This window comes from Paenibacillus sp. FSL R7-277 (genome assembly GCF_000517965.1).
In the GTDB taxonomy this organism is placed as follows: Bacteria; Bacillota; Bacilli; order Paenibacillales; family Paenibacillaceae; genus Paenibacillus_AQ; species Paenibacillus_AQ silagei.
The window spans coordinates 1-24985 of record NZ_ASPX01000121.1; the positions used below are offsets into that span (position 1 = coordinate 1).

Sequence of the window (24985 nt, forward strand, 5' to 3'; positions counted from 1 at the left end):
TCGCTGGTCGATGGTTCATCATTGCTGATTGGAAAGATACCGGCTGTTACACCGAGCGCCACATCTCCGGTTAACCCATTGACACTAAGTGCTCCACCCTCTGCTCCCGGAGCTCCGATAGGTCCAGCAGGACCAACAACCGGTCGAATATCTGCAGCTGTCTGGAGTTTGGATTGCAGCATCATTTCATGGCGGATAATTTTTTTCAACATAGCTTGAGTACTGCTGCTGACCTGACCTAATTCGGCAAGTGTAACGGGAGTGGTTCCTGGAAGGGTGCCGACCGCATACTGAATCTTCTCTCCTTCAGCATTGAGGATATGCGCCAGTCCTAATTCCTCCATGGCAATAGAGGAAAATAATAGATTAATTACATCGTCCCGCGATATGGATATCGTTGGGGTGATATTGGGCAGGTTCGGTTTTGACAAGTGATTCCCTCCTTATCTACAAAATGGGCAGGGGGCTCTTGCCCCCTTGCTCATCCCTTAATCCTCCTCAAAAAGCGGAATCTGTTCGTTTAACGGAACCGGATAATACTCAGGTTAGACCGATCCGTAACATAAGTTCCCGTACCGGCGCTTAGGTTATAAGTAGCATCGAGAGTCATGGTATTGTCAGTGGGGCCGGTCTGAAGAAAACCATTTCCTTCTAGAGAGAAATACACGGTAGCTCCGGTCCCGCCATTTTTTTGTCCGGTAACCGTTATAGGCTGGACATTACCGTTCAATCTAACTATAATTTCAGAACTGGTTACATTGTTTGTTTCAGCAGAGAGCTCAATAGTTATGGTAAACGAAACATAATATAAGCTGTTTGGGAGCACCGTGATATTGCTTGGGGGCGTTCCAAGTTCAATTCCGCTGCCATTAATAAAAATTTCTTGAAATACAATAGGTGTTAAGGTCGAAGCGACTGCAGCCGTTGCGGGCTCAAACATCGCATTGTTAGTTACAATAATAGGCCCGGTGACGCCGGTAGCTCCCGTAACGCCGGTAGCTCCGGTGAGTCCAGTGGCCCCTGTCAAACCAGTAGCGCCAGTGAGCCCGGTCTCCCCAGTGATGCCAGTAGCCCCGGTGACGCCAGTGGCTCCGGTGAGTCCGGTAGCCCCCGTCCCCCCGGTCTCCCCGGTGAGTCCGGTAGCCCCTGTCAAACCAGTAGCGCCAGTTAGCCCGGTCTCCCCAGTGACGCCAGTAGCCCCGGTGAGTCCAGTGGCTCCGGTGAGTCCGGTAGCCCCCGTCACCCCGCTCTCCCCAGTGACGCCGGTAGCCCCAGTGACGCCGGTAGCCCCGGTGTCACCGGTCGCTCCAGTGAGTCCGGTAGCGCCGGTGACGCCCGTGGCTCCGGTAACGCCGGTAGCCCCGGTAACGCCGGTAGCCCCGGTAACGCCGGTAGCTCCTGTCAATCCAGTAGCCCCGGTGACGCCAGTAGCCCCCGTCACACCAGTAGCCCCCGTCCCCCCGGTAGCTCCGGTCTCACTGGTGGCTCCGGTGACGCCGGTGGCCCCAGTCTCACCGGTGGTTCCGGTTGGCCCGCGAGCACCGATTTCTTGCCAATCTGACCAGCTCTGGCCACTGTCTGGACTACTGCGGTAATATAATGCTAGGTTGGAAATATACAACTGCTGGATATAAGGCCCTACCTGGGAGACGTAAATCGTCCATGACGGAGGATTGTCAACTCCCAGTGGACCATGTTCCGGACCTACACCAATTGGATTTCCCGAGCTATACACCCCGGCATTGATTAATCCGTTCAAATCTTGGGTTGATGGTTCATCATTACTGATCGGGAAGATACCAGCATCTGTAGTCAACACAATATCGCCCGTCAATCCATTGACGCTGTTTACTGCACCGGCAGCGCCGGTTACCCCCGTGGCTCCTGTGGGTCCGACTAATGATGGAATATCAGAAGCGGAGGTGAGTTTTGAATCCAGCATCATTTCGGTGCGGAATACGGAATCGAGCATCGCCTGAGCACTGCTGTTTATCTGAAGAACCTCACCCAGCGTAGCAGGTGTGCTCCCCGGAAGTGTACCTAAGGCAAATTGGATGTTTTCCCCTTGGGCATTAATAACATGCGCTAAGCCTAGCTCTTCCATTGCAATGGAAGAAAATAGAAGATTAAGCACATCATCTCGAGATAAAGTGATCGTTGGCGTGATATTGGGCAGATTAGGCTGTGACAATATAACCCCTCCTTTTATATAAGATACATCACTCTATTCAGGTGTATTAGTTGCAGTGTTAGGCATATCATTCATTTAAGTAGACTTTATGGATTTAATAATTGGTGTAATAGAATCCGCCGGAAGCCCGTTTTCACCTGCATTATGCCCCGCACAGATGCTCCATACGTCATGGAAATGGACGGTGGGGCATTTTTTTGTGTGCAGTCAGCAGGAATAAACTGGAGTGTTATCGAATATTAGCGATTATCAACATAATTCGACTTTCAACTACATACATAAGCGGGGGTTTGCGCAATGAAAACATGGAAAAAGACAGTATTCTTGATCGTTACCTTCGGACTTATCTTTCTGCTCCCGTTACTCGGCAGTATGGCGAAATGGAAGGGGATGCCCCCGGGTTACGGGGATTTCCCGGCCCAGAAGGTCGAGGCAGACCCCGGATTCAGCCTGCTGTATTTCTCGCTCGCCTGCGTCGTGGCCCTGATCATCACACTGGTCCTGGTATTCCCCGGATGGTTCGGCTTCAAAAAGACGGAGGAGGCACCCCGGAAGGCGGGGGCGGCCACCCCTTTCCCTGTCTGGTTCTGGTGGAGCCTGCCGGTGCTTGCGCTTAGCTGGTTCCTGATGTGGGCACGGGTGGAGCTTTTTATGTCCCTGGAGCATTACACGTTTGTTCCCCTCTGGTGGTCCTTTATTCTGATTCTTGACGGGCTGGTCTACCGGAGAAATCACGGAGCCTCGATCATCTCGCGCAAGCCCCGGGTGATGCAGCTGCTGGCGGTGGTGTCCTGCTTCAGCTGGTTTGCTTTTGAATACCTGAATTTCTTCGTCCTGGAGAATTGGTATTATCCTAATAATGAAGTCTTCTCTAACTTCGGCAATGTGTTCTGGTTCTCCTTATCCTATACCACTGTTCTTCCAGCTATCTTCGAATGGTACTTACTCCTCAAGACCTTCCGTCTGTTCCGCAACCGTTATAGCCATGGGCCTAAGCTGAAAGTGTCACGTGTGTGGCTGATTGTCTATTATATTCTCGGGCTGATCCTGGCCTTGGGCATGGGCTATTATCCGTACCTGCTGTTCTGGGTGCTGTGGGTTGCGCTGGTTCCGATGCTGTCAGCAGCGATGGCGCTTGCCGGTTACTGGACCCCCTTCACTCCGGTGAAGAACGGGGACTGGTCCAAGGTCATTCTGGTGGGGCTGGCTACGCTGTTCAACGGCTTCTTCTGGGAGTTCTGGAACTTTGGCAGTGAATGGTTCCATGACAATGCCCCTACCAATCCGAATTACTGGAAATACTCGGTACCTTATCTGGACAAATTCCATATTTTCTCCGAGATGCCGGTTCTGGGCTATTTCGGTTATCTGTTCTTTGGGCTGAATTGCTGGATTATCTGGCTGATCGCTGCCTATGTATTTAAATTCGATGCCGATATTGAGGTTACGGGAGAACAAGGCTAAAGGTGGAGTACAATGATTGCTAATGACCATTATCAGGTCCTCGAGACCATTTCAGATAATCCGATAAAAGCTGTATACCGCTGCACAGAGACTTCCTCTGCGGAAACGGTCATTCTCAAGGTGTTAAAATCGGAATTTGCCGGAACCGAAGCGGTGATGCGCTTCAAGCAGGAATATAAGCTGCTTACTGAGCTTAGCACCACCACAGAAGGGGTTATCCGTCCCCTGAGGCTTGAGGAGCAGAACGGCCTCTATGTCATGGTTCTTGAGGATATTGCAGGACGTTCGCTGAAGCGGATTCTGGCGGAAGAGCAGCCGGGGGAAGAGGATTTACTGAGACTGGCGGTCAAGGTTGTGGATATTCTCGGCTCCATTCATGAGCAGAACGTGATCCATAAGGATATCAAGCCGTCGAATATCATCTGGAACCGGGAGCGGGATATTGTTCAGGTGATTGATTTCGACCTTGCAGTGAAGCTGTCCAAGGAGAGACGGGATTTCCAGAACAGCGGCGTGCTGGAGGGCAGTCTGCTGTACATCTCACCGGAACAGACCGGCCGGATGAACCGGAATATTGATTACCGGAGTGACTACTATTCACTGGGTGTCGTCCTGTACGAGATGATGACCGGCCTTATGCCGTATCCATCGTCCGAGATGCTGGAGCAGATCTATTCCATTATTGCGAAGGAAGCTGTCTCTCCTTACCATGCAACCGGAGGCAGGGTTAGCAGGGGCTTGTCGGCGGTCATTATGAAGCTGATGGAGAAGTCGTCGGAGGACCGGTACCGCAGCGCTCACGGCATTAAGGCCGATCTGAAGAGATGCCTGGCCGGGCACGCGGATTTCGTGATTGGAACGGAGGATCTCCTGAACACCTTCCGCATTCCGCAAAAAATAGTCGGCAGACAGCAGGAGCTGTCCACCCTGGAGGCGGCCTTCCGCAGCAGCGTTAACGGGAGTTCACAGGTTATGCTGGTCTCCGGTGATGCAGGTGCAGGCAAAACAGCACTGGTCCATGAGCTGCACCGGACGATCAGCCGGGAGAAGGGGCTGTTCGCTGAAGGGAAGTTCGACCAGTACAATAAGAACATTCCGTACAGTGCGCTCATCCAGGCCTTCCGCAGACTGGTCAGCCAGCTGCTGGAGAGTCCGGATGAGGAGTACAGGAGTGAAGTCAGCCGTTCACTGACCCGGCTGCTTGGCGGCAACGGCGGTGTAATTACAGGATTAATCCCTGAGCTTGCCTCCTGGATGGGGACCCAGCCGGAGCCGGAGCCGCTGAGCCCGGCCGAGGAGACGAACCGGTTCTTCCTGACCTTTGCCAAGTTCGTGCAGGCCATGACGCAACCGGACCGGCCGCTGGTTCTCTTCCTGGATGATGTCCAGTGGGCGGATTATTCCAGCCTGCAGCTGGTGGAGAAGCTGGTGCTGGATAACCATCTGCAGCGGATGTTTGTGATCTGCTCCTTCCGGCAGAATGAGATCCATGAAGGTCACCCCTTGTTCGCCGCGATGGTTAAGATCGGCAAAAACCGTGAGGTTGGACGTATTCATCTTCAGCCGCTGCAAGAGACAGATGTACAAAGCCTTGTGGCAGACACGCTATACAGCAGCATGGAACGCGTTGAAGGAATTACCGGACGGTTATACAAGCGGTCCAAGGGGAATTCCTTTTTCCTGACGGAAATTCTGAAGGATCTTTACCGGCGGGGGATTATCTATTTCGACAAGCGGGACGGGGTATGGAGCTGGAGCCTGGAGCGGCTGGAGGCGCTGCCGGTCCATGACAGTGTGGTGGATTTCCTGGTCGGACAGCTGCAGCATCTGCCTGAGGAGGTCCGTCATATCCTGATGCTTAGCTCGGCGGCCGGCAGTGTATTCGACTACGGGATGCTGACGCTGATCGGCGAAGAAGCGCCGGAGGTGATTGCCGCTGCGATTACCCGGGCGGTCCAGGAAGAATATATCGTCCCTGCTGACCATAAGTATGCCATATTCTCCGCTACGCTGGCTGAATCCGGCCCCGAGGCTGCGCAGGTGGGCATCCGGCTGAAATTCGCCCATGACCGGATTCAGCAGGCTTTCTACCAGCTGCTCGATCCAGAACGGGGGAAGAGGCTTCATCTTAGTATCGGCCGGCTCCTGCTGCGGAATCTCACAGAGGAGGAAGTGGAGGACAAGCTGGTCGATATCGCAACCCATATCAATCAAGGGCTGGAGTTAATCACCGATAGCGCTGAGGCGCGTGAGATCGTCGCTCTGAATCTGCGGGCAGCACATAAGGCCAAAGCAGGATACGGGTATGATTCGGCCTTCTTACTGCTTGAAGCGGCAATGGAATTGCTCCCGGAGCAGATCTGGAGTACAGACCCGGGGCAGGCGGCGGAGATCTACAGGCTGTATGCGGAATGCAGCTATCTCACTCATCATATCGATCAGGGGGATCAGGCTTGCCGTCTGCTGCTGGAGCAGACTACGGAGCGGATGGCTATTGCGGAAATCTATGAGATGCAGACCAATCATTATATGTACCTTGGCATGATGCCCGAGTCGATTGCATCGGGGAGACGGGGACTGAAGGCGCTCGGAATTAAGATTCCGGCCAAGGTTGGAATGCCCGCCGTCCTTAAGGAGCTGCTGGTAGTTAAGGCCGCGCTGCGGTCGAGAACGCCGGAGACGATTTTTGCACTGCCGGAGATGCAGGACCCGGAGATGAAACTGGTGATGCGGCTGCTGGTTAACTTTATACCGCCGGCGTTTATCTCGGGGGAGACCTCGCTATTCGGGCTGGTGGTGCTGAAGAAGGTGGGGCTAACGCTGAAATACGGTAACTCGCCGGAGTCGGCGCTTGCTTTTATCGGCTATGCCATGCTCTTGTCCGGCTTCGGCGATACCCGGGGGGCCTTCGCTTATGGACGTCTCGGGATCAGAATTAATGACAAATTCAATGATCTGCAGTGGAAAGGCGCGGCGCATGTCCTGTATACGCTGTTCAGCCACGCCTGGACCGAGCCTTGGGATACGTTGCAGGACTGGTTCGGCACCTCAATTGAAGCCAGTCTGCGGACAGGCGATCTGCTCTATCTGGCCCATTCCGCCTTCTATGTGAATCTCTGGAATCCGTCGATGGACATCCCGGCTTTGCTTCAGGAAAGTGCGCGTACGATCTCTATGATTGAGAACACGAAGTACAGGGAGTCGCTTGCCACAGCACAGCTGGCCCGCCAGTATTACCTCAGTCTTGCCGGAGAGCTGCCGGACCGCACCTCATTCAACAATGAAGCCTTCAGCGAAGAGGTCTATCTGCACGAATTGCAGGAAGCGAGGTATTACTCAGGGATTGCGATTTATTATATCTACAAAATGAAGCTGCTGTTTCTCTACGAGAAGCATGATGAAGCGCTGGAGTATATCGAGCGGGCCTATCCGATTATCGGGACGCTGGCCGGTTCGGCTTTTATGGAGGAATTCGCGCTCTACACCTTCTTGAATCTGGCTTATGCTTACAAGGATTTGGGTGTGAACGGCAAGCGGAAGGCCAGGTCCAAAATGCGCAAGGAGCTTGGCCGGGTACGCAAATGGGCCAGCAATGCACCGGGAACCTTCCGCCAGCATGAATATCTGATGAGGGCCGAATGGGCCCGGATCTCCGGGAACAGTACGCGCGCAGGCTATTATTATGATCTGGCCATTGAGGCCAGCGAGCAGGGAGGCTTCGTCCGCTATAAGGCACTCTGCAACGAGCTGGCGGCCCGGTACTATATGGACAAAGGCTTCAACGAGTTCGCCGCCTATCTGCTGAGACAATCCGAATACTATTATTCGGTCTGGGGCGCCAAGGAGAAGATCGCGTTCATCAAGGAGCGATACCCTGCTCTTGACCAGAAAATCAGCAACAAGGAGTTCATGCACGGCAGGACGGTGACCGATTATACTGAGAGCATTGATCTGAATTCCATCATTCTGGCTTCACAGGCCATCTCCAAAGAAATTGAGCTGAACCACCTGCTGGAAGCGCTGATGGAGATTGTGATCATGAATGCCGGAGCGCAGCGGGGCTGCATCCTGATGACCTCCAAGGCCAATCTTCTGGTCGAAGGGGAATATAAAGCGGACACGGACCGGATCTCTGTGGCCATTCATGAGTCGCATCAGCTGGACAATCTGCCTGCTGCGATCATCAGACAGGTGGAGGAGAGCCGGGAGAGCCTGATCTACAATGATGCCTATTCCGAGACTCCATTCGTGAATGATCCTTATATTGTGAGGCAGCAGCCGAAATCGATGGTCTGCATGCCGCTGATTAACCAGAATAAGACGATTGCCATCATCTATCTGGAGAATAATCTGGTCACCGGTGTATTCACCGAGGAACGGATGAAGATTATCAATCTGCTGTCCAGAGAGATGGTCTTCTCGCTTGAGAATGCCAGTCTGTATAATGAGCTTGAGCGCTCTGAGGAGAAATACCGCCAATTAGTCAACAACCTGCAGGACGGGGTGTTCGTGGTCCAGGATATGCGGTGTGTCTATGTTAATGAGGCGCTGGAGCAGATGCTGGGCTATGAACCGGGCGGGATGCTGGAGCAGCCCTTCGGGAATTTCATTACGCCGCCGGAGCGGGAGAAGGTGATGCATTATTATGCCAGACGAGTCGAGGGCAAGCAGGCACCGGAAGAGTATGAGACTAGGCTTTTGCATAAGGATAAGTCGCATGAAGTTATCGTCATTCACAAGGTTGTCCGGATTATGTATCAGGATAAGCCGGCGATTCAGGGAACGATCAAGGATATTACCGAGCGGAAGAAGGCGGAAGAGGAGCTGCGGCGCCATAAGGAGCATCTGGAGGAACTGGTAGCCGAGCGGACGAAGGAGCTGGAGTTCAACAACGGGGAGCTGAGCAAATATATCGGACTGATTGAAAAGATCTCGATCACCGATGAATTAACCGGGCTGTACAACCGCAGATACTTCAATAAGCTGTTCCTGGATGAGGTGGACAAGGCTGCTGCAGGCAAAAGGTATTTAACCTACCTGATGCTGGATATTGATTATTTCAAAAAATTCAATGATACCTACGGACATTATGAAGGCGATACGGTACTGCGCAGAATCGGCGGGGTACTGAAGGAGCTGGCTGAACAGGCGGATGGAACCGCGTTCCGGCTGGGTGGTGAAGAATTCGGGATTGTGGCCGCCGGACTTACCCCTCCAGAGTCCCGTGTGTTCGCTGAATTAATCAGACGAAGCATTGCGGAGCTGGGGATTCAGCATGACCAAAGTCCGGAATACGGAAGAATTACCGTCTCTATCGGCGTAGCCGCCGTACTTGTTGACGGTCTGCGCGAGGAGGATATCTACAAGCTGGGTGACGATGCACTGTATCAGTCAAAGGCGGAAGGGCGCAACTGTGTTACATTGTTCGAGCGATAAGATTCAAGCGATAAGAGATGTACATAAATAAATAGGATTAGGGAGCTGTTGAAGCAATGAATACCGAACAGGAATCAGGACAAGAATCAGAAATGGACCAGCTGCGGAAGGCGCTTGAAATATCTTTGCCCCTGGTGCAGCGGCTTTTCCCGCTGGACGTAATGTTTGCCTTAACCGATACGGAGAAGTTCATCTATCATCTACCGGGGAAAGAGCTGCATGCCCGGGTCGGGGAGGGGAGTCCCATTCCGCCTAGCGGGGGAATCCGGACTGCGCTAGAGAGTGGAGAAGAAGTCAGCGCCATTATTCCCAAAGAAGTCTACGGGCTGCCCTTTAAGTCCTCATCGATGCCGATCCATGACCGGAACGGGGCGGTTATTGGCGTGTTCACGATCGGAATCAGCCTCAGCAATCAGGTAACACTCAGCGATGCAGCGAATGCGCTGGCGGTAACCTCCGACGAGATCAGCTCGACATCGGTAGAGATTGCAGGCACGGCCTCGGATCTGGCGAATACCGTAGGGGATCTGAAGGAGCTGGGCCAGAAGGTGGTAGAGGATCTGCAGCAGACCGACGAGATTCTCGATTTCATCCGCAAGGTGGCGGAGAATTCCAACCTGCTTGGGCTGAATGCAGCGATTGAAGCAGCGCATGCCGCTGAGCATGGACGGGGCTTCGGCATCGTGGCCCAGGAGATCCGCAAAATGTCGGTATCCAGTGCTTCATCGGCGAAGGATATTGCCGGCATATTGCAGATGATCAAGCAGAAGATTAACCAGATGGATGCCGTGCTTACGGATTGTCTGGCACAAAGCGAACGTCAGGCCGCAGCCACAGAGGAGATTACCGCCTCCATGCAGCAGCTCGCTGCTTCCGCCGTGGAGATTGAGAGTATCGCTCGTCTGATCTAGTCCGCACCGGTCTCTAGTGTCAAAGAGTTCCTCCCCTGCATATAGTATCTGGACGAATGCCCAGTGTTACTTAAGGCTACAATCCAGTCTGAGGAGGAACTAACCATGCTAGATCCAGTATTGCAGGCACCGGACCTGAAGCTTGCCGCCGATTCTAATCAGGTGCTTAATTATAAGCGGGATGCGAACAATTATATTACCCAGCTTTTTGGCGAACAGCTGCCGGCGATACGTAACGGGTTCTTCAATGCCCATATGAGCAGAGGCTTCATCGTCCAGCCGCACTGGCACACGAACGTGACGGAGATGATCTTCGTGATTAGCGGAGAGCTGATTGCTTCGGTATTCGATCCGTTCACCCAAAAGCTGATGACCTATCATCTGAAGGCCGGACAAATTGCTGTCTTCCCGAAGGGATGGTTCCATTGGATTCTGGCCGAGAGCGAACAAGCCCATTTCCTGGCGATCTTCGATGCGCCGACACCGGATATTGTGTATGGGTCAGACTTCCTGCGGGCCGTTCCCGCAGAGGTCATCCAGCGCGCCTATTGCATTAATGAAGAGGAATACGCCAAGGCCGTGGCCCCGCTGAAGGAATCGATTATTCTTGGACCGCCTCCGGGCTGCGCCGTAGCAGGGTCTGCCGGGGGAATGAATACGGATTCGTCCGCCAAAAGCATGCCCGCCTACGCTGCCCAGCAGCCGGCGGCGGCATTCTATCCTTATCAGATGTATCCGCGCCGTTAAGCGGCGGCTACGCTATACTAATGAAAAGAAAAAGCAGGCCAGGGAGGAATTCCTTGGTCTGCTTTTCTATGGAATGCAGGGTGTGCGTGGTTTATTTCGCTTCTTCCAGCTTGTGGTTAAGGTCCTTATATTGACTCAGCAGTGCGGACAGTGCCTGCTTAATTGCTGCTGCATCTGTGGCTTGTGCAGCTTCTGCCAGTGCAGCTTGTGCTTTGAATAAGCCATCGATGTACGCCGCATGTAAGGTTACCACATTGGCAAGCTTGCCGGATTCCAGAGAGTCAGGCACCGTTAGTGTGAGGCTTGCAGCTGCTGAGGCGGACGGAACTGCCTTAACACTGCCCCCAGTTGTCCCGTATTCCGGCACAGTGGCAAGCGGAAGCGTTTCTGCGTCCGTCAATGTTCCAGGCGTGGCTAATTGCACATCCATAATACCGGTTTTTTCTGTCCATGGAGCGGCAGACGTTGGCGTGGCGAGAACCACATTAAGCGCCTTCGTGCTTGTTAATGCATGGTAGCGGCTGAGCGTATCCCGCCAATCCTGGGAAGTTTCCGGGGCATAGCTGTTCACCAGCGCCAGAACCTGCGGTTCAAGCAAGGGGAGCAGCCTACTGCCATTTGTGGATGCAGCGGCTGTGCTTATGGTGGCAGTGGGTCCCTGTGCTGGGGGCGGCGCGATTCCCGTATCCGCGAAGACCGGGGTGGCGATACTGGACAGCAGCAGGGTGGATAGAGCCATTCTTTTCACGATTAGACGATTCATGTACGAACACTCCTTCAGGTGATTTGTCTTACAGCTCTCACTATAGCGGGGTTCTGTGGCAGGAGAGGGTCAGCAATGTGGAAAAACAATGGCAGCGCCCAATCGGGCTCACCCGCTTGCTATAATGGTGAAGAGACAAATCACGGAGGTTACCTGGATGAACAATCAAACGGTCATTGCCGTTGTGGACGATGACGAGAATATACGCAATCTGGTGGAAGCTTATTTACATAAAGAGAATTACCGGACCATTGGCCTTGGAAGTGCCGAGGAGGCATGGGATTTATGGAGGAATGATCCTCCAGGCATGTGGGTGCTCGATATTATGCTTCCGGGAATGGACGGCTATGAGCTATGCAGGCGTATCCGTGATGAGGCGGAGGTGCCGATTATTATGATCTCTGCCAAGGATAATGAAGTGGATAAAATCCTGGGTCTGGAGCTGGGCAGCGACGATTATCTGGTCAAGCCCTTCAGTCCCCGTGAGCTGGTAGCCCGGATTAACCGCCAGCTGAAACGGTGGGAACGTCTTCACGAATCCAAGTCTGCGGCTGTTCTACCTGCTGTGCATACAGGGATAGAGCTGGGCAGTCTGCTGCTGCATCCTGAGGAGAGAAGATCCTTCTGGCGGGGAGATGAAGTGGAGCTGACCAGCAAGGAATTCCTGATGCTGATGGTCTTTGCGGGAAGTCCGAACCGGGCCTTTACGCGCGAAGAGCTGCTGGGCCATGTCTGGGGGGAGGATTATTTCGGCAGCGACCGCGCTGTCGACCACCTGATCAAGCGCATCCGCAAAAAAATGGACGGCCTGCCGCTGGAATCGGTCTGGGGTCACGGCTACCGTATGAGAGAGGTGCAGGAATGAAGAGGATGGCGGAAAGGCTGAGCCTGCGGATGAAAAAGCTGAAGCTGGTGCATCAGATCAACGCTGCTTTTGGACTGTCTCTGCTGCTGGTCCTGTCTATCACGGGAGTGATGATCCATTATGTGCTGATGGACCATTTCATTGGTAAGGAGCAAGAGGGATTAAGGACACTTGGCGCTTCCCTGACCGCGAGTCTGCAGCGGGCTCCATTCACAGAAGGAGGGGCATTCACATTGGGCAAAAGCGAGCCGCTTACAGCTCCATATCCTACGCTCTACAGCGGAGTACAGGCCATTGTGAGCGACCAGCAGGGGAATGTGGTCTCGGGATATCTCCCGGCCCAGCCCGTGCAGGCCGGAGTAACGGTGGATGTCACAGCTATGGAGCAGGGGAGCTTGCAGAGCTTATGGGATGGCAATGATCCGCGTTATCTGGTGCAGGTCAACACACTTCCCGAAGGTAAGCTCACCTTGCTGACTCCTGTCAGCAGAATCAAGGCCATCGAGCAGTCGCTCTTGAAACGGCTGATTCTTGTCTTTGCTGCGGGAGCGGCAGCGATGCTCCTGTTCAGCCTGTTCATTACGCGGAAGCTGATTGATCCGCTGATCAGCCTGCGTCAGGAGCTGGGGAAAGTGAAAAACCGCCGGTTTGCCGAGGTAAATCTGATCCGGGCGGGCGGTGAAATCGGTTCTGTCGCCAGGGCAGTATACGAGATGGCCGGTGAACTGCACCGGTTCAACCGGGTGCAGAAGCAGTTTTTCCAGAATGCCTCGCATGAGCTGAAGTCTCCGCTGATGTCGATAGCCGGTTATGCAGAGGGCATTAGGGACGGGATATTTGAAGGAGAGGGCGTCCGTAAAGGACTGGATATTATTCTGAGTGAAAGCGGGCGCTTACGTGATCTGGTCAGCGAAATGACTCTTCTGGCGAAGCTGGACAGTGAAGAGGATATTTACCAGGCGGAGGATACAGATCTGGAGGAGCTGCTGAGCGAGGCGGTGGAGCGGGTCAATCCGCTGCTGGCAGCAAGGAAGCTGTCGCTGCATCCGGCAGTCTCCGGGGACTATGGGGGGATGGTAAGAGCGGACCGGGATAAGCTGCTGCAAGCTCTGCTGAACGTGTTATCCAATGCAGCCCGTTATGCCGAGAAGCGTATTGATGTAGAGGTGCATACAAGCAGAGGGAGAATTACATTAACGGTTGCTGACGATGGTCCGGGCATTGCGCAGGAGCTGCTGCCCAGCCTGTTTCACAGGTTCGTCAAAGGAAAAAATGGCGAATCCGGGCTGGGACTCGCCATCGCACGTGCTATTGTGGAACGCTGCGGCGGAGACCTGAGTGCCCGGAACCGCCCGGAGGGCGGCGCAGTCTTCACCTTTGAGTTCCCGCCATCTGCGGGCAGCGTTTAATACTCGTTGAACATTGCGGCAATTTCATCGTAGCCGGTGGTTTGCGTCAGGGCGAGGGAGAGCAGGATTCTGGCTTTTTGCGGGACCAGGCTGTTGCAGGGAATAGAATTGGCGGACAAGTCAATGTACGAGTCCTTCAGTGTAATTCCGCTGGAAATCCGCGAGCAGCGGACTACAGGGATGTTATTGTTCTTCAGCTCCCCCACCTTATCAATCCAAGGCTTGCTGTAGATCCCTCCGCCTGCTCCGGCAATGACAATCCCCTTGGACACCGTAGCCAGATAATCCAGAATCCCGGGATTGGCATCCACATGGAAATAAGCTACGGACACTTCCGGCAGCTCCTGAATAACAGATACATCGAACTGGGTTGCGGTGGTATGCCGTTTCAGGGTGCGCGTATAGAAGAAGGCATGGCTGTCACGCATATATCCGAGGCAGCCGAAATCGCGCTCATCGAAGGCGTTGGCCTTGAAGGTGTTCACCTTTTGCACATCCCGCCCGCTATAGATGCCCTCAGCGAAGACAACCATCACGCCTTGGCCGGAGGCCTCGGGATTTGCCGCCAGTGCTACGGACTGGTACAGATTCAGCGGACCATCGGCGCTGATTGCGGTAGCCGGGCGCATTGATCCGGTAATGATTACCGGCTTGTCAGTCTTGATCACCAGGTTCAGGAAGTAGGACGTCTCATCGAGGGTGTCGGTGCCGTGTGTAATGACGAATCCGTGCACATCCTCCCGGAGGGCGAGCGTGTTAATGTATGTTGCCAGGGTAAGCCAGTGCTGGCTTGTAATATCGGCGCTGCACAGATTGCTTACCTGTACCCCGGCGCAGTTCGCCAGCCGTTCCAGGTGCGGCACACTATCCAGCAGATCCTGCACGGGCAGAGCGCCAGGCTCGTAATTCAAGGTTTTATGGGCTTCGCCGCTGCCGGCAATCGTACCGCCGGTGGCGAGGATGACTACATTTTTGAGGCCGGGATTATAGTAAGGGGAAGCGGTGAAATTCACTTCGGGAATAGTATTCATCATAGGTCGTTTCCTTTCAGGTTGAGCCAGAATTCAGTCATTCGCATGACATTGAAAGTATTATAACATTCATTCCTCTATGGGTGACATAGTAAGGTATAATAAGTGTGAAAATATAAATGGGAGGAGATAAGCATGCTGAAGCTAGACAGCCGGGATTACGCCCTTGCCTGGCCGCTGTTAAAGGAAGTCAAGATCAACACGCTGTTCGCTGAAGGAGTTCTGAGCGGGCAGACGACAGGCAGTGTGTATGTGGACTCTGTACATAACCCCCGTAGCTTCTATGTGGCTCATGAATACGGGATGTCGCTGGTCTATGGGGATTCGGGCAATGAGGAGTTTAACCGGAGTCTGTCTGATTATATTACGAACAAGGCGGGGCACCGGCATTCAGCGGAATGGCTGCAGGCTGATCCGGCAGGGGGCTGGGACCGGCTGATTGAAGCTATGCTTCCTGAGCATAATGCACGGCTTGACGCGGACGATACACGCAGAATGTACATACAGACCCGGGTGAATTTTACGTTCGATCCGGAGGTCTATTACCGCGCGAAGGCGCAATGGTACCGGCAGGATGCTGAGATTGTCCAGATGGACGGCGAAGGATTCGGCGAGCAGACGGGTGCGGTGATTCCCCGGTATTTCTGGCGTGACGCGGAGCACTTCCTGACTTCAGGCCGAGGATACACTTTATTGTGGGAGGGAGAGCAGGCCTCCAGCGCCTTCTCGGCTTACCGGACAACGGATCAGCTGGAGATTGGAATCGAATCGGCACCGGGTCACCGGGGAAAGTATTTCGCCTTCTCAGTGTGCTGCAAGCTAATCGATTACTGTCTGGAGCAGGGTTTGGAGCCTGTCTGGGGCTGCCGCCAAGAGAATGTGGGCTCGTACAGACTGGCGCAGAAGCTGGGCTTCAAGCCTGCATTGAACATCCCCTACTACCGTTTGTCCGAGCTTCCCGCTTAACAAAGAGCAGCAAATCTCCACATAGATGGGGGATTGCTGCTCATTTGCGTTACATGGGCGGTACAATAGGTGGATTTTCTACACTTGCTGATGAATGATTGGCGACTGCTAGGACCATAGTTGGAAAAACGGCACTTAATAAATCGCACTTCCGCTTAGATGGGGAAATAGACAAAATTAGATGCTGTTTTTCCACTTGTGTACCTGTAAATGCCGGGAATTGCTGAATTAAGATAAGTTTTTCCACTAGTTTGTTGAAGGGAAGGCGGGGGCACCTGCGAATTGTGTGGCGTGCGCAATATCGGCTCAACTTCCGTTAGCCTAGCTTCTCAGCCACTCAACGCCCCAGCACTCCATGCCCCGCCAACTCACACCACTGCAACCTAGCGCCCCCGCCAGCACATGCCCCAGCACTCAGCCGTCATATCCGGCGGGCATCCACAAAGCAGTGCAGGTGCAGCGGTGACAACACCTTCAGCCCTTCCCCCAGCTCGAAGCCCCTGCCTTCGGCCAGCTGGCGGCCTTGCTCGCCGAAATAGAACCGGTACATGGCCAGCTGCTCTTCATTGAACTGGCTGCGGTGCAGGGCCATGGCCGCGAACTTGCGCTCGAAGTGATCCGTGATGTCGATGACCGTATTAGGCTCAGCGGTGAAGTAGAAGCCGATGGCCTTCGGTTGCCATGGCCGTGTAAGGGTGCCTCTCGGATACAGGGGCAGCCCGGAGGACAGCACAGCCTGGGCTGCGGCCCTGCCGGTAACGATATGGTCATAATGCGCCTCATAGCTCAGCCAAGGATCAGGACACAGTATCAAGTCCGGCTGAACCGTCCGGATGATCTCGGCTATCTCTCCCGCGAGGGCTGGGATATGCTCCAGTGTACCGTCGCCATGGTCCAGTTGGTGGAACACGGTGGCCCCCAGCGATCTTCCGGCCGCTTCGAGTTCGCTTGCGCGGATGGCAGCGATCTCGGCGGAAGACAACTGCTCGTCCACCGCGCCCAAATCCCCGTTCGTGATCGTCAGATAATGAATCTCGCAGCCCCTCTCGGCGAATGCGGCGATCGTGCCGCCGATGCCTACTTCATTGTCGTCCGGGTGCGGCTGTATACATAATGCCGTCCGGCATCCGCTAAGATCCGGAGGGGACATCAGCGCTGCTAGTGTGGATATATCCATAATCCAAATACCTCCCTATTAATCTGTGATGAGGGTACAGTTAGCCCCTCTGTAGGTTGGGTGAAGAGAAATCACTCAACCGGGCCTGCTCCTTACGGACCGGAGAGCCGTTATTTACAAGAAAATAGCCTATTGGGTTGCCTTGCGGACTGAGGCGGTCTTATTCGCTCCATAATCAATGTTACGGCGCAGAAAATCCGGCAATAAAGGCCGTAGGGTCCGTAACTTGCTCCAATCGTGGCTTTTGCCAGAAGTAAGTGCAACTGAGTCCGTTACGCCTGCCGCCCCCCTGACCATGAACGATTCAATCAGGGAAAAACAAAAGGAAGCGGGAGCCGGAAGGGCAAGTTAGAGAACATGAGCATGGGACCCCACTACAGGGACCGGCTGTGATTCAGATCGCTCAGGATCTGCACCCGCTGCTTCTCCGTTATATTATAGAAGAGAATCGGCAGAATAGCGGCCAGGAAGCACAGTGCAGGCAGCAGAAACATCACGAAGCTAAGGCCGTGCTGGAGCTGCGGAGTCGCCGGCTGATTCTCCACATAGCTGAGCAGGCCGAGACTGGCTCCGATAATCATCCGCGATACCGCTCCGCTGAACTTGGTAATGAAAGTGTTCGTTGAGAACACAATGCCCTCGCCCCGGAAGCCCAGCTTCCATTCCGAATAATCTATCGTATCGAGCAGCATCGAGGTACTGACAATCGTCGTCATGCCCGAGAAAAAGAAGCTGACCCCAAAGAACACCAGGGTGTTCAATACGTTATGGTCACCCAGCAGATAAGGCAGGATGCAGGCTACGCTCCCCAGAATGCAGGAGACAATGAATACTTTCTTCTTGGCGAAGCGGCGCAGCAGCGGCGGCGTAGCGATCATCCCCAGCAGCATACCGGCCACCAGACTGATCCCGACCTGCGTGGCATACCCCGCGTCCCCCCAGACATAGACCACATAATAGAGCTGAATACTCTGCCGGATGCCGTTCACCAGGTTGATAATCAAGAGAGAGGCGAGCAGGGTGAGCAGCGGCTTGTTCTTGTACACCGTTTGCAGGTTCTGGCGAAAGGAGATCTTCTCAGCGGAAGGGACGACCCGTTCCTTGGTGAGCATCCCGGTCAGGAAGATCGATAACGCCGCAATGACCCCGATAATGATTGCCGAGTACAGATAAGCCTGCGTATTCCGTTCTCCGCCGAAGGCGAGCAGAAGCTGGATACCGCCGATGGTGATAACGACTGCGCCGAGCGTTCCGCCGATTTTGCCCAGTGTGACGAATAAGGTGCGTTCCCCCGGATCGGTGGAGACTACGGACGACAAGGCCCAGAGCGGCGTGTCACAGACCGTGTACAGCATTCCCCATAGCAGATACGAGACGGTTGCGATTACAAGGGTCAGGGTCCGCGAACCGCCGAAGTCCCAGAAGCAGAGGACGGTCGCCAGCGCGATCAGACAAGGGGCGAACAGCAGGTAAGGCCTGAATTTTCCCCATCTGGAGCGTGTTTTGTCGGTAATCATGCCCATCAGCGGATCAAGACAAGCATCGATAATACTTGCTGCGACCAGAATGACGCTGGCGGTGGTTGCCGGAATTCCCAGCAGATCCGTATAGAAGAACAGGATGTACATCGACATGAAGCTGTAGAGCATATTCTGGCCCAGCAGACCGCCTGAGAACACCAGTTTTTCGGCCACAGGTACTTTTGCTGACATGACAAGCCTCTTTTCGCGGGGGATAAAATGGGATTGAATCGTTTGCTAATTATGTCTATTTATAACTTATTTCTATGTTCTGTCAAGCGGATTCTGCATCAAACTACGGAATAGTGAACATTTCAATTGATGAAGGGGAGGATTGCACTGAGTTTGATGAAAAAAATATGAAAAACACAAATTAGAATATAATTTTTTTGATATAAAATGTCGAAATATAGCTAATGATGTCCCGCCGGCTGATGGGGGAGTGTTAGGATAACGCCGACAAGATGGACACGATGTTTTAACCACAGGGGGAAGCACTATGAAATGGTTCGGGAACTTGAAAACAGCTACAAAGATTATCTCCGCTTTTTTGATTGTCTCTTTAATCCTGGCAGGACTTGGAGTCTATTCGGTCTTATCCCTGCGCAGCAGCAACCTGAATATGAAAGAGATGTACAGCAATAACCTGATCTCTGTCAGAGATCTGTCTGCTGCCGAAATCAGGTATCAGCTTAACCATGTCTATATACGGGATATGAGCAACACAACAGATGCAGTGAAGATTGCTGATTATGAGCAAAAGATTACGTCAGGCCGCCAGGAAATCGCCCGGAAGGTAGACAACTACCGGCCGCTGGCGACCACCCCCCGGGAACAGGAACTGCTTACCGCATTCGACCAAGAGTATGCAAGCTATGAAAAGCTGTTCGATCAGGCGTTAGTTCTGGCAGGGCAGGAGAATACGGCCGCATTCAATACCTTTCTGAACACACAGTTGTCCGTACAGGGCCAGAACGTGCTGAACAACCTGGATGGCCTGATCAAGGTAAACGTTGAACTGGCAGAAGAGGCAAATAGCGATTCCCAATCCGCGTATTCCACTTCGTTCACCGTAACGGTTTCTTTAGTCATTGTAGCGTTCATTCTAAGTATTCTGATTGGGTACCTGATCGCAAGAGCGATCTCAAGACCCTTGATGCAGATGCTGCATCTCGCAACAGAGGTAGCCGGCGGCAATCTGACCCAGCAAGCGGATATATCCTCGGAGGATGAAGTCGGACAGCTGGCTGCAGCCCTTAACCGGATGGTTCATAACCTGAAGGAATTAATCAACGGGATTGTGTTGAATTCACAGAGCGTTGCCGCCTCTTCCGAACAGATCTCAGCGAGCACCCAGGAGATTGCCAGCACCAGCACCAACCAGTCGGCGGCAGCGACCAATATCACCGAGCTGTTCAAGGAGCTGTCGCTGGCGATTGATTCTGTGGCCTCCAGTGCCGAGGAAGCGGCAGAGCTCTCCAATGATACCGTACGGACCGCCCGGGAAGGCGGATATGTGGTGGAGACTTCGCTGCAAGGAATGCAGACGGTGAACCACCAGATGAAGCAGCTTGAAGACGATTCCAGCAAAATCGGGGATATCATCGAAGTGATCGACGATATCGCCGAGCAGACCAATCTCCTGGCCCTGAACGCAGCGATTGAAGCGGCGCGTGCCGGAGAACAGGGGCGCGGCTTCGCCGTGGTGGCGGACGAGGTCCGCAAGCTTGCCGAACGCAGCAGCGATGCCACGAAGGAGATTACGAAGATTATCAAGGTCATGCAGGAGAATACGAAGCAGAGTGTGAGGGCAGTCGCTGAGAGCGTAGAGCAGTCTTCGATGACCAGTCAGGCGTTCGAGCAGATTATTAAGATGGTCAACACCTCCTCACTCAAGGTCAACGAGATTGCAGCAGCCTGCGAAGAGGAATCTGCACAGGCTGCTGAGGTGATGGACTCGGTTCAATCCATTGCGGCCTCCAGCGAGGAATCGGCAGCGGCTTCTGAAGAGACGGCGGCTACCTGCCAGGCCCTGGCGTTGTTATCCGAGGATCTGGCCAAGTCCGCTGCCGCATTCAAGACCCATTAATTCAACAGACGGAAGGTGAAGCCATGTCGTCCTTACAGAAGGAACAATATATCGAGCTTGCGGTAGGAGCCGAGACCTGTGCCATCCGGATTGAAGAGATTCATGAGATTATCAAAATGCTCAGCATTACAGATATCCCCTTCAGCCGGAATGAAGTCAAAGGTGTAGTCAATCTGCGCGGCAAGGTGGTCTGTGTCATGAGCCTGCGCAATCTGCTGGGAATGGCGGATGAGCCGTATACCCGGAGCACAAGAATTATTGTGGTTAACTACCGCGAGGAATTCGTCGGACTGATTGTAGATAAGGTGAACAAGGTGACTACGTACGCCGAGATTCATCCGCCGGCAGGCGGACATAACCGCAGCCGCGATGCGGTGTTCCACGGAGTGGGGCAGCGGGATGACCAGCTGATCGGTATTCTGAAGCTCGAAGAAATATTGGGCGGGTAAAAAGGGGAACAAGCAATGATGATGGAACTGTCGGCTTACCGCGATATATTCATAGAAGAGCTGAACGAGCAATTAGAGCGGATCGACCAGTCCCTGCTTGCGCTGGAGCATGCTCCAACCGCTGAGCTGATTCAGACGATCTTCCGCGCAGCCCATACGATCAAGGGCTCTGCCTCCACGATGGGCTTCCGCGAGATGAGCGATCTCACGCACGAGGTGGAGTATGCGCTGGAGTGGGTGCGGGAGAAGAAGCCGGAGATTACCGGCCATCTGATTGATACGCTCTTCCGGGCATTGGATGCGATGAAGCTGCTGCGCACTCAGTATGTCAGCGGGGAGGGCTTTACAGACTGCTCAGCTGTGGTTGCGGAGATCAAGGCGCTGATTAATAAGCCGGCTGAACTTCAGCCGGTACTGCTTCCGGTCTTAAATGCAGCGGAGCTGCTTCAGGCGGAAGAGGCCGTGGCAGCGGGCTACTCGCTGCTGGCTCTGGTAGTCACCTTGAGAGAGGACTGCCAGATGAAGGCGGCCCGGCATTATATCCTCTTGCAGCGTGTCGAAGAGGTCTGCGGGCCGGTGATTGCTGCTGCCCTGGCGCCCCCGGCGGCGCCGGGAGCCGATGAAGACGCCCGCTACAGCCAATTTGCTGTAGTCGCTGCTTCCCCGCGCGAGCTCCGGCAGGTGTCCGAGCAGCTGGCAGGGGAGACCGATGTCGAGAGCATTGTCATTACACCATTCGTGCCCGCACCTGCTGCCGGGACTGACGTCCAGACCACGGCCGGACCGGTGCCTGCAGAACCTTCGTCCTCTACTCCTGGCAAGGGGAAATCCCATGAGGTACAGTCAACCGTCAGGGTGAGTGTGGAGCGGCTGGACCATCTGATGAATCTGGTGGGGGAGCTGCTGATTGAGCAGACCTCTCTGGCCGATCTGAGCGCTAATGGACAGCGTACGGATCCCGCCAAGGTTCTACCTGATATCGGCTCGATATCGGATCATATGGGCGGAATTATCAAAGAGCTTCAGGAAGGGGTCATGAAGACCCGGATGCTGCCGATGGATCAGCTGTTTAACCGTTTCCCGCGGCTGGTGAGGGATTTGGCCCAGAAGCTGGGTAAGGATATTGAGCTGCAGATTCAGGGAGGCGAGACCGAGCTGGACCGGATGATCATTGAAGAGCTGAGTGATCCGCTAATCCACTTGATCCGTAACAGCGCCGATCATGGAATCGAGAGTCCAGAGGTGCGCGTGCAGCAGGGTAAGGCTCCGAAGGGCAGAATTACGCTTACTTCTTTTCATGAGGAGAACCAGGTCGTGATTCGTCTGGAGGATGACGGACAGGGCATCGATGCCGCCCGGATTACAGCCTCTGCGCTCAGCAAAGGGATCATAACAGAAGAACAGGCAGGGTATTTGACTGCACAGGAAGCCGTTAGTCTTATCTTCGAGCCAGGCTTCTCCACAGCCTCTGAGGTCAGTGAAGTGTCTGGGCGGGGCGTGGGGATGGATATTGTCCGCAGTCAGATTGGACGTCTCAACGGAATCATAGATATTCAGACCGAGCCGGGGGCAGGGACTCTGTTTACAATCCGTCTGCCGCTTACGCTGGCTATTATCAAGGGGCTGCTGGTCAAGGTGTCCGGGCGTGTTCTGATTTTACCGATGTATAATGTGGCTGAGATTGTGCGGATCTCCCCCGAAGAGATACAGGTCGTTCAAGGGGAGCAGGCGATTATCAACCACGGGCGGATTGTTCCGCTCTCCTGGCTCAGAGACAAGCTGCATTATCCGCGCACAGAGCGCCGTTCCAAGACGATTCCGCTCGTGATTGTAAGATCTGTTGACCGGATCGCTGCGTTCGCAGTCGATGAGATCATCGGCAACCAGGAGGTGGTCATCAAGTCCCTGGGCGCGTATCTGGGGACGATGAATCATCTGTCCGGGGCAACGATCCTGGGCAACGGCCGGGTCGCTCTGATTCTGGATGCCTCTTATCTCGTTAGCCACTGATTACTTTCCATTATCACAGTCTGGTATAGAACCGGCAGCAATGGTGAAAAATATGGAAAGAAACACCGGAAAGGGGTGAAGAGTTGGATATTACAATGGCTTCAGATGAAGTTATCAGTAGGATCAAGCAGCTTCAGTCTGGTGGGGGCAAGATGAACAAGAAGCAGATCAAGCAGCAGGAGCCCGAGCTGATGAGAAGTGCGCTGTATTATTTTCCAAGCTGGGAACACGCCGTGAAGAATGCGGAACTGCTCTAAGGAATAGCAACGCCTAATAACCGGAAAAGCCGCAGAAGCCTGCGACTCTTCCGGTTATTTGTTATTGTAGTGCCACGGTCAGGAGGTCTGTTCTTCGGTTCTCAGAGGCTTCGGGCGGTTGAACTGCAGCTCAAGAGCCTGCTGGTTCAGATGCAGCTCGTCCATATAGGCCTTGATCTTAAGCTGGAGCGCATGCAGCATTTCAGTATGCATATCATCTATACGGTCCTCGTTACAGAACGCTGAACAGGCCAGATAGCCATCTGTATAGGATTTGGTGTCATCCACTACCGTATTCAATTTTTCTTTGTAGATCCGTTTAACCGGTCCGCTCTCCGGCTTGATCTCATAATAGCGGTTCGTTTCCACCAGCAGACGCCAATGGCTAACCTCAAGACCATATTCATCCTTTTCCAGCTGCACGGTCACTTTGAAGATCTTGATAGGACTGTTCATGTTGTTGTTCCATTCTCATTGTAGGATTCAGAGATTATAGCATGTACAGACCGCAATGCCCACTGGAAGATTATATAGATATCGTATAATTTGGCATCATAGCATAAAATTAAACCATTATTGTCCTGAAGCGGCAATACGTTAGCCTACTATAAAGGAGATCTGAAATGAAAAACACTGCTGCACAAAGACATCCGCTCTTTTACTCGCTGGTATGGGGAGTAGTCCTGACTCTAATGGTATCCATAGCCGCTGCTGTCGCTACCATTCAGGAGTTCGGCGATATGGGGATACGCAATGCCCAGGCCTGCGCCTTCCTGGTTATGGGCATTATTGTAACCATTTATATGAAAAGAAAGGATTCTTCGCTCGTCAGCTTCGGCTTCCGCAAGCTGGAGGCTGGTCCGTCCCGGGCGGTGTTGTTCTACATCCCGCTGCTCATTATTGCGGTGGCCCAGCCGCTGATGAATGGAATCAACGTTGAACTGGGAGCGCCTGAAATAATCAGCATCGTCATTATGACCCTGCTGGTGGGCTATACTGAGGAAGCCATTTTTAGAGGGGTGATCTGGAATCTTCTGAAATCCAAAGGTCCGGTCTTTTATATTGTGTTCTCCTCCATCTTCTTCGGGGTTCTGCATATGGCCAACGCCTTTGGCGGAAATGATATCATACATACGATTCTCCAGGTTATCAATGCGCTGCTGCTGGGCTGTGTGCTCGCCTTGCTGATGGAGACAGGCCGGAATATTGTTCCGCTGATCGCGTTCCATTTTATCTACGATGCACTGGCCATGGTCAGCAATGAGAATCTGGAGCATGAGGTACTCATCGTCTCCATTCTTAATATTCTGTATCTGCTCTATGGAATTTATCTGCTCATGGTATTCAGCCGCAAGCACAGAAATCATAGTCTCACCCTGTAGACACACCGGCCAGTCCGGGGAAGGAATTCCTCAGGCTGGCCATTCATTTTCATATGAAATGATAGCGCATACATGAAAATGATCAGCTAACGGGAGCAAATAATCCGTAAACGGAGCAATGTTTAGAGATGGGCATTTTATTTGCAATCCTACTGGAATATCGCAGATTCTGCGGGGATATGCAGGTTTTTGAAAGTTTAAATTTAAGCGTTTCTCAGGTATAATGTAGACATCACCACAGGAACCACAGCATCAAGAGCACCAAGCATTACAGGTGGTACCGCAGGTGATGGTCTCATTCCTAAATTTAGCAATTAA

General features: G+C 53.4%; 18 protein-coding genes and 1 pseudogene. 12 read left to right on the top strand and 7 right to left on the bottom strand.

Annotation, left to right across the window (positions count from 1 at the left end):
- Positions 1-431, bottom strand: a pseudogene (locus C173_RS31575) (collagen-like protein); the annotation flags it as partial.
- A gap of 89 nt (positions 432-520) precedes the next feature.
- Positions 521-2191: a collagen-like triple helix repeat-containing protein gene (locus tag C173_RS31580; protein WP_051478732.1), complete on the bottom strand. Its 1671-nt coding sequence runs from the start codon at positions 2189-2191 to the stop codon at positions 521-523.
- Between the two features lie 297 nt (positions 2192-2488).
- Between C173_RS31580 and C173_RS31585 the strand changes: the two genes are divergently transcribed.
- The 4 genes from C173_RS31585 (at position 2489) to C173_RS31600 (ending at position 10749) form a co-directional block, all read left to right on the top strand.
- Positions 2489-3655 carry a hypothetical protein gene (locus C173_RS31585; RefSeq protein ID WP_036733076.1) on the top strand — a complete coding sequence of 389 codons (1167 nt, stop codon included), beginning with the start codon at positions 2489-2491 and terminating at the stop codon, positions 3653-3655.
- A gap of 12 nt (positions 3656-3667) precedes the next feature.
- The gene (locus tag C173_RS31590) at positions 3668-9091 is read left to right on the top strand and encodes a diguanylate cyclase (protein WP_036733079.1); all 5424 of its coding nucleotides are present in this window, start codon (positions 3668-3670) and stop codon (positions 9089-9091) included.
- A gap of 56 nt (positions 9092-9147) precedes the next feature.
- Positions 9148-10002, top strand: a complete 855-nt coding sequence (locus C173_RS31595) for a methyl-accepting chemotaxis protein (protein WP_036733081.1) — start codon at positions 9148-9150, stop codon at positions 10000-10002.
- A 105-nt stretch (positions 10003-10107) separates the two neighbouring features.
- Positions 10108-10749, top strand: coding sequence for a cupin domain-containing protein (locus C173_RS31600; protein WP_081751432.1), 642 nt, complete (start codon positions 10108-10110; stop codon positions 10747-10749).
- 91 nt (positions 10750-10840) lie between these two features.
- Here C173_RS31600 and C173_RS31605 read toward each other — a convergent pair whose 3' ends face one another.
- Complete coding sequence (locus C173_RS31605) at positions 10841-11512, bottom strand: hypothetical protein (RefSeq protein ID WP_036733083.1); 672 nt, start codon at positions 11510-11512, stop codon at positions 10841-10843.
- Positions 11513-11669: 157 nt separating this feature from the next.
- Between C173_RS31605 and C173_RS31610 the strand changes: the two genes are divergently transcribed.
- Together C173_RS31610 and C173_RS31615 are read left to right on the top strand one after the other, a co-directional pair.
- Positions 11670-12377, top strand: coding sequence for a response regulator transcription factor (locus C173_RS31610; protein WP_036733085.1), 708 nt, complete (start codon positions 11670-11672; stop codon positions 12375-12377).
- Between the two features lie 5 nt (positions 12378-12382).
- Positions 12383-13786, top strand: a complete 1404-nt coding sequence (locus C173_RS31615; RefSeq protein ID WP_235192093.1) for a sensor histidine kinase — start codon at positions 12383-12385, stop codon at positions 13784-13786.
- Here the strand turns inward: C173_RS31615 and C173_RS31620 are convergent.
- Positions 13783-14820: an asparaginase gene (locus tag C173_RS31620; protein ID WP_051478733.1), complete on the bottom strand. Its 1038-nt coding sequence runs from the start codon at positions 14818-14820 to the stop codon at positions 13783-13785. The two genes, C173_RS31615 and C173_RS31620, sit on opposite strands and share 4 nt — an antisense overlap.
- Positions 14821-14952: 132 nt before the next feature.
- On the opposite strand from C173_RS31620, the gene C173_RS31625 reads away from it, so the two are divergent.
- Positions 14953-15783, top strand: a complete 831-nt coding sequence (locus tag C173_RS31625; protein ID WP_036733089.1) for a GNAT family N-acetyltransferase — start codon at positions 14953-14955, stop codon at positions 15781-15783.
- A gap of 421 nt (positions 15784-16204) precedes the next feature.
- Here C173_RS31625 and C173_RS31630 read toward each other — a convergent pair whose 3' ends face one another.
- Together C173_RS31630 and C173_RS31635 are read right to left on the bottom strand one after the other, a co-directional pair.
- Positions 16205-16960, bottom strand: coding sequence for a PIG-L deacetylase family protein (locus C173_RS31630; RefSeq protein WP_036733091.1), 756 nt, complete (start codon positions 16958-16960; stop codon positions 16205-16207).
- 374 nt (positions 16961-17334) lie between these two features.
- Positions 17335-18672 (bottom strand): MFS transporter, encoded by a 1338-nt coding sequence (locus C173_RS31635; RefSeq protein WP_036733093.1) that lies wholly within the window; start codon positions 18670-18672, stop codon positions 17335-17337.
- Between the two features lie 325 nt (positions 18673-18997).
- On the opposite strand from C173_RS31635, the gene C173_RS31640 reads away from it, so the two are divergent.
- The 4 genes from C173_RS31640 to C173_RS34420 all read left to right on the top strand — a co-directional run bounded on the left by C173_RS31640 (position 18998) and on the right by C173_RS34420 (position 23285).
- Positions 18998-20569 carry a methyl-accepting chemotaxis protein gene (locus C173_RS31640; protein WP_235192094.1) on the top strand — a complete coding sequence of 524 codons (1572 nt, stop codon included), beginning with the start codon at positions 18998-19000 and terminating at the stop codon, positions 20567-20569.
- A 23-nt stretch (positions 20570-20592) separates the two neighbouring features.
- Positions 20593-21018 carry a chemotaxis protein CheW gene (locus C173_RS31645; protein WP_036700854.1) on the top strand — a complete coding sequence of 142 codons (426 nt, stop codon included), beginning with the start codon at positions 20593-20595 and terminating at the stop codon, positions 21016-21018.
- A gap of 15 nt (positions 21019-21033) precedes the next feature.
- A complete protein-coding gene (locus C173_RS31650; protein WP_235192095.1) occupies positions 21034-23028 on the top strand; it encodes a chemotaxis protein CheA in 1995 nt (664 codons plus the stop codon).
- A 95-nt stretch (positions 23029-23123) separates the two neighbouring features.
- Positions 23124-23285, top strand: a complete 162-nt coding sequence (locus C173_RS34420; protein WP_235192096.1) for a hypothetical protein — start codon at positions 23124-23126, stop codon at positions 23283-23285.
- A 78-nt stretch (positions 23286-23363) separates the two neighbouring features.
- Here C173_RS34420 and C173_RS31655 read toward each other — a convergent pair whose 3' ends face one another.
- Positions 23364-23741: a hypothetical protein gene (locus C173_RS31655; protein WP_036733098.1), complete on the bottom strand. Its 378-nt coding sequence runs from the start codon at positions 23739-23741 to the stop codon at positions 23364-23366.
- Between the two features lie 167 nt (positions 23742-23908).
- On the opposite strand from C173_RS31655, the gene C173_RS31660 reads away from it, so the two are divergent.
- Positions 23909-24667, top strand: coding sequence for a CPBP family intramembrane glutamic endopeptidase (locus tag C173_RS31660; protein WP_036733101.1), 759 nt, complete (start codon positions 23909-23911; stop codon positions 24665-24667).
- Positions 24668-24985: the final 318 nt, after the last annotated feature.

Coding starts and splice junctions, on each gene's coding strand:
- C173_RS31590 (WP_036733079.1), top strand. CDS start 3,668: ATGATTGCTAATGACCATTATCAGGTCCTCGAGACCATTTCAGATAAT.
- C173_RS31610 (WP_036733085.1), top strand. CDS start 11,670: ATGAACAATCAAACGGTCATTGCCGTTGTGGACGATGACGAGAATATA.
- C173_RS31605 (WP_036733083.1), bottom strand. CDS start 11,512: ATGAATCGTCTAATCGTGAAAAGAATGGCTCTATCCACCCTGCTGCTG.
- C173_RS34420 (WP_235192096.1), top strand. CDS start 23,124: ATGGCTTCAGATGAAGTTATCAGTAGGATCAAGCAGCTTCAGTCTGGT.
- C173_RS31615 (WP_235192093.1), top strand. CDS start 12,383: ATGGCGGAAAGGCTGAGCCTGCGGATGAAAAAGCTGAAGCTGGTGCAT.
- C173_RS31620 (WP_051478733.1), bottom strand. CDS start 14,820: ATGATGAATACTATTCCCGAAGTGAATTTCACCGCTTCCCCTTACTAT.
- C173_RS31645 (WP_036700854.1), top strand. CDS start 20,593: ATGTCGTCCTTACAGAAGGAACAATATATCGAGCTTGCGGTAGGAGCC.
- C173_RS31625 (WP_036733089.1), top strand. CDS start 14,953: ATGCTGAAGCTAGACAGCCGGGATTACGCCCTTGCCTGGCCGCTGTTA.
- C173_RS31585 (WP_036733076.1), top strand. CDS start 2,489: ATGAAAACATGGAAAAAGACAGTATTCTTGATCGTTACCTTCGGACTT.
- C173_RS31635 (WP_036733093.1), bottom strand. CDS start 18,672: ATGTCAGCAAAAGTACCTGTGGCCGAAAAACTGGTGTTCTCAGGCGGT.
- C173_RS31655 (WP_036733098.1), bottom strand. CDS start 23,741: ATGAACAGTCCTATCAAGATCTTCAAAGTGACCGTGCAGCTGGAAAAG.
- C173_RS31660 (WP_036733101.1), top strand. CDS start 23,909: ATGAAAAACACTGCTGCACAAAGACATCCGCTCTTTTACTCGCTGGTA.
- C173_RS31595 (WP_036733081.1), top strand. CDS start 9,148: ATGAATACCGAACAGGAATCAGGACAAGAATCAGAAATGGACCAGCTG.
- C173_RS31600 (WP_081751432.1), top strand. CDS start 10,108: ATGCTAGATCCAGTATTGCAGGCACCGGACCTGAAGCTTGCCGCCGAT.
- C173_RS31630 (WP_036733091.1), bottom strand. CDS start 16,960: ATGGATATATCCACACTAGCAGCGCTGATGTCCCCTCCGGATCTTAGC.
- C173_RS31650 (WP_235192095.1), top strand. CDS start 21,034: ATGATGATGGAACTGTCGGCTTACCGCGATATATTCATAGAAGAGCTG.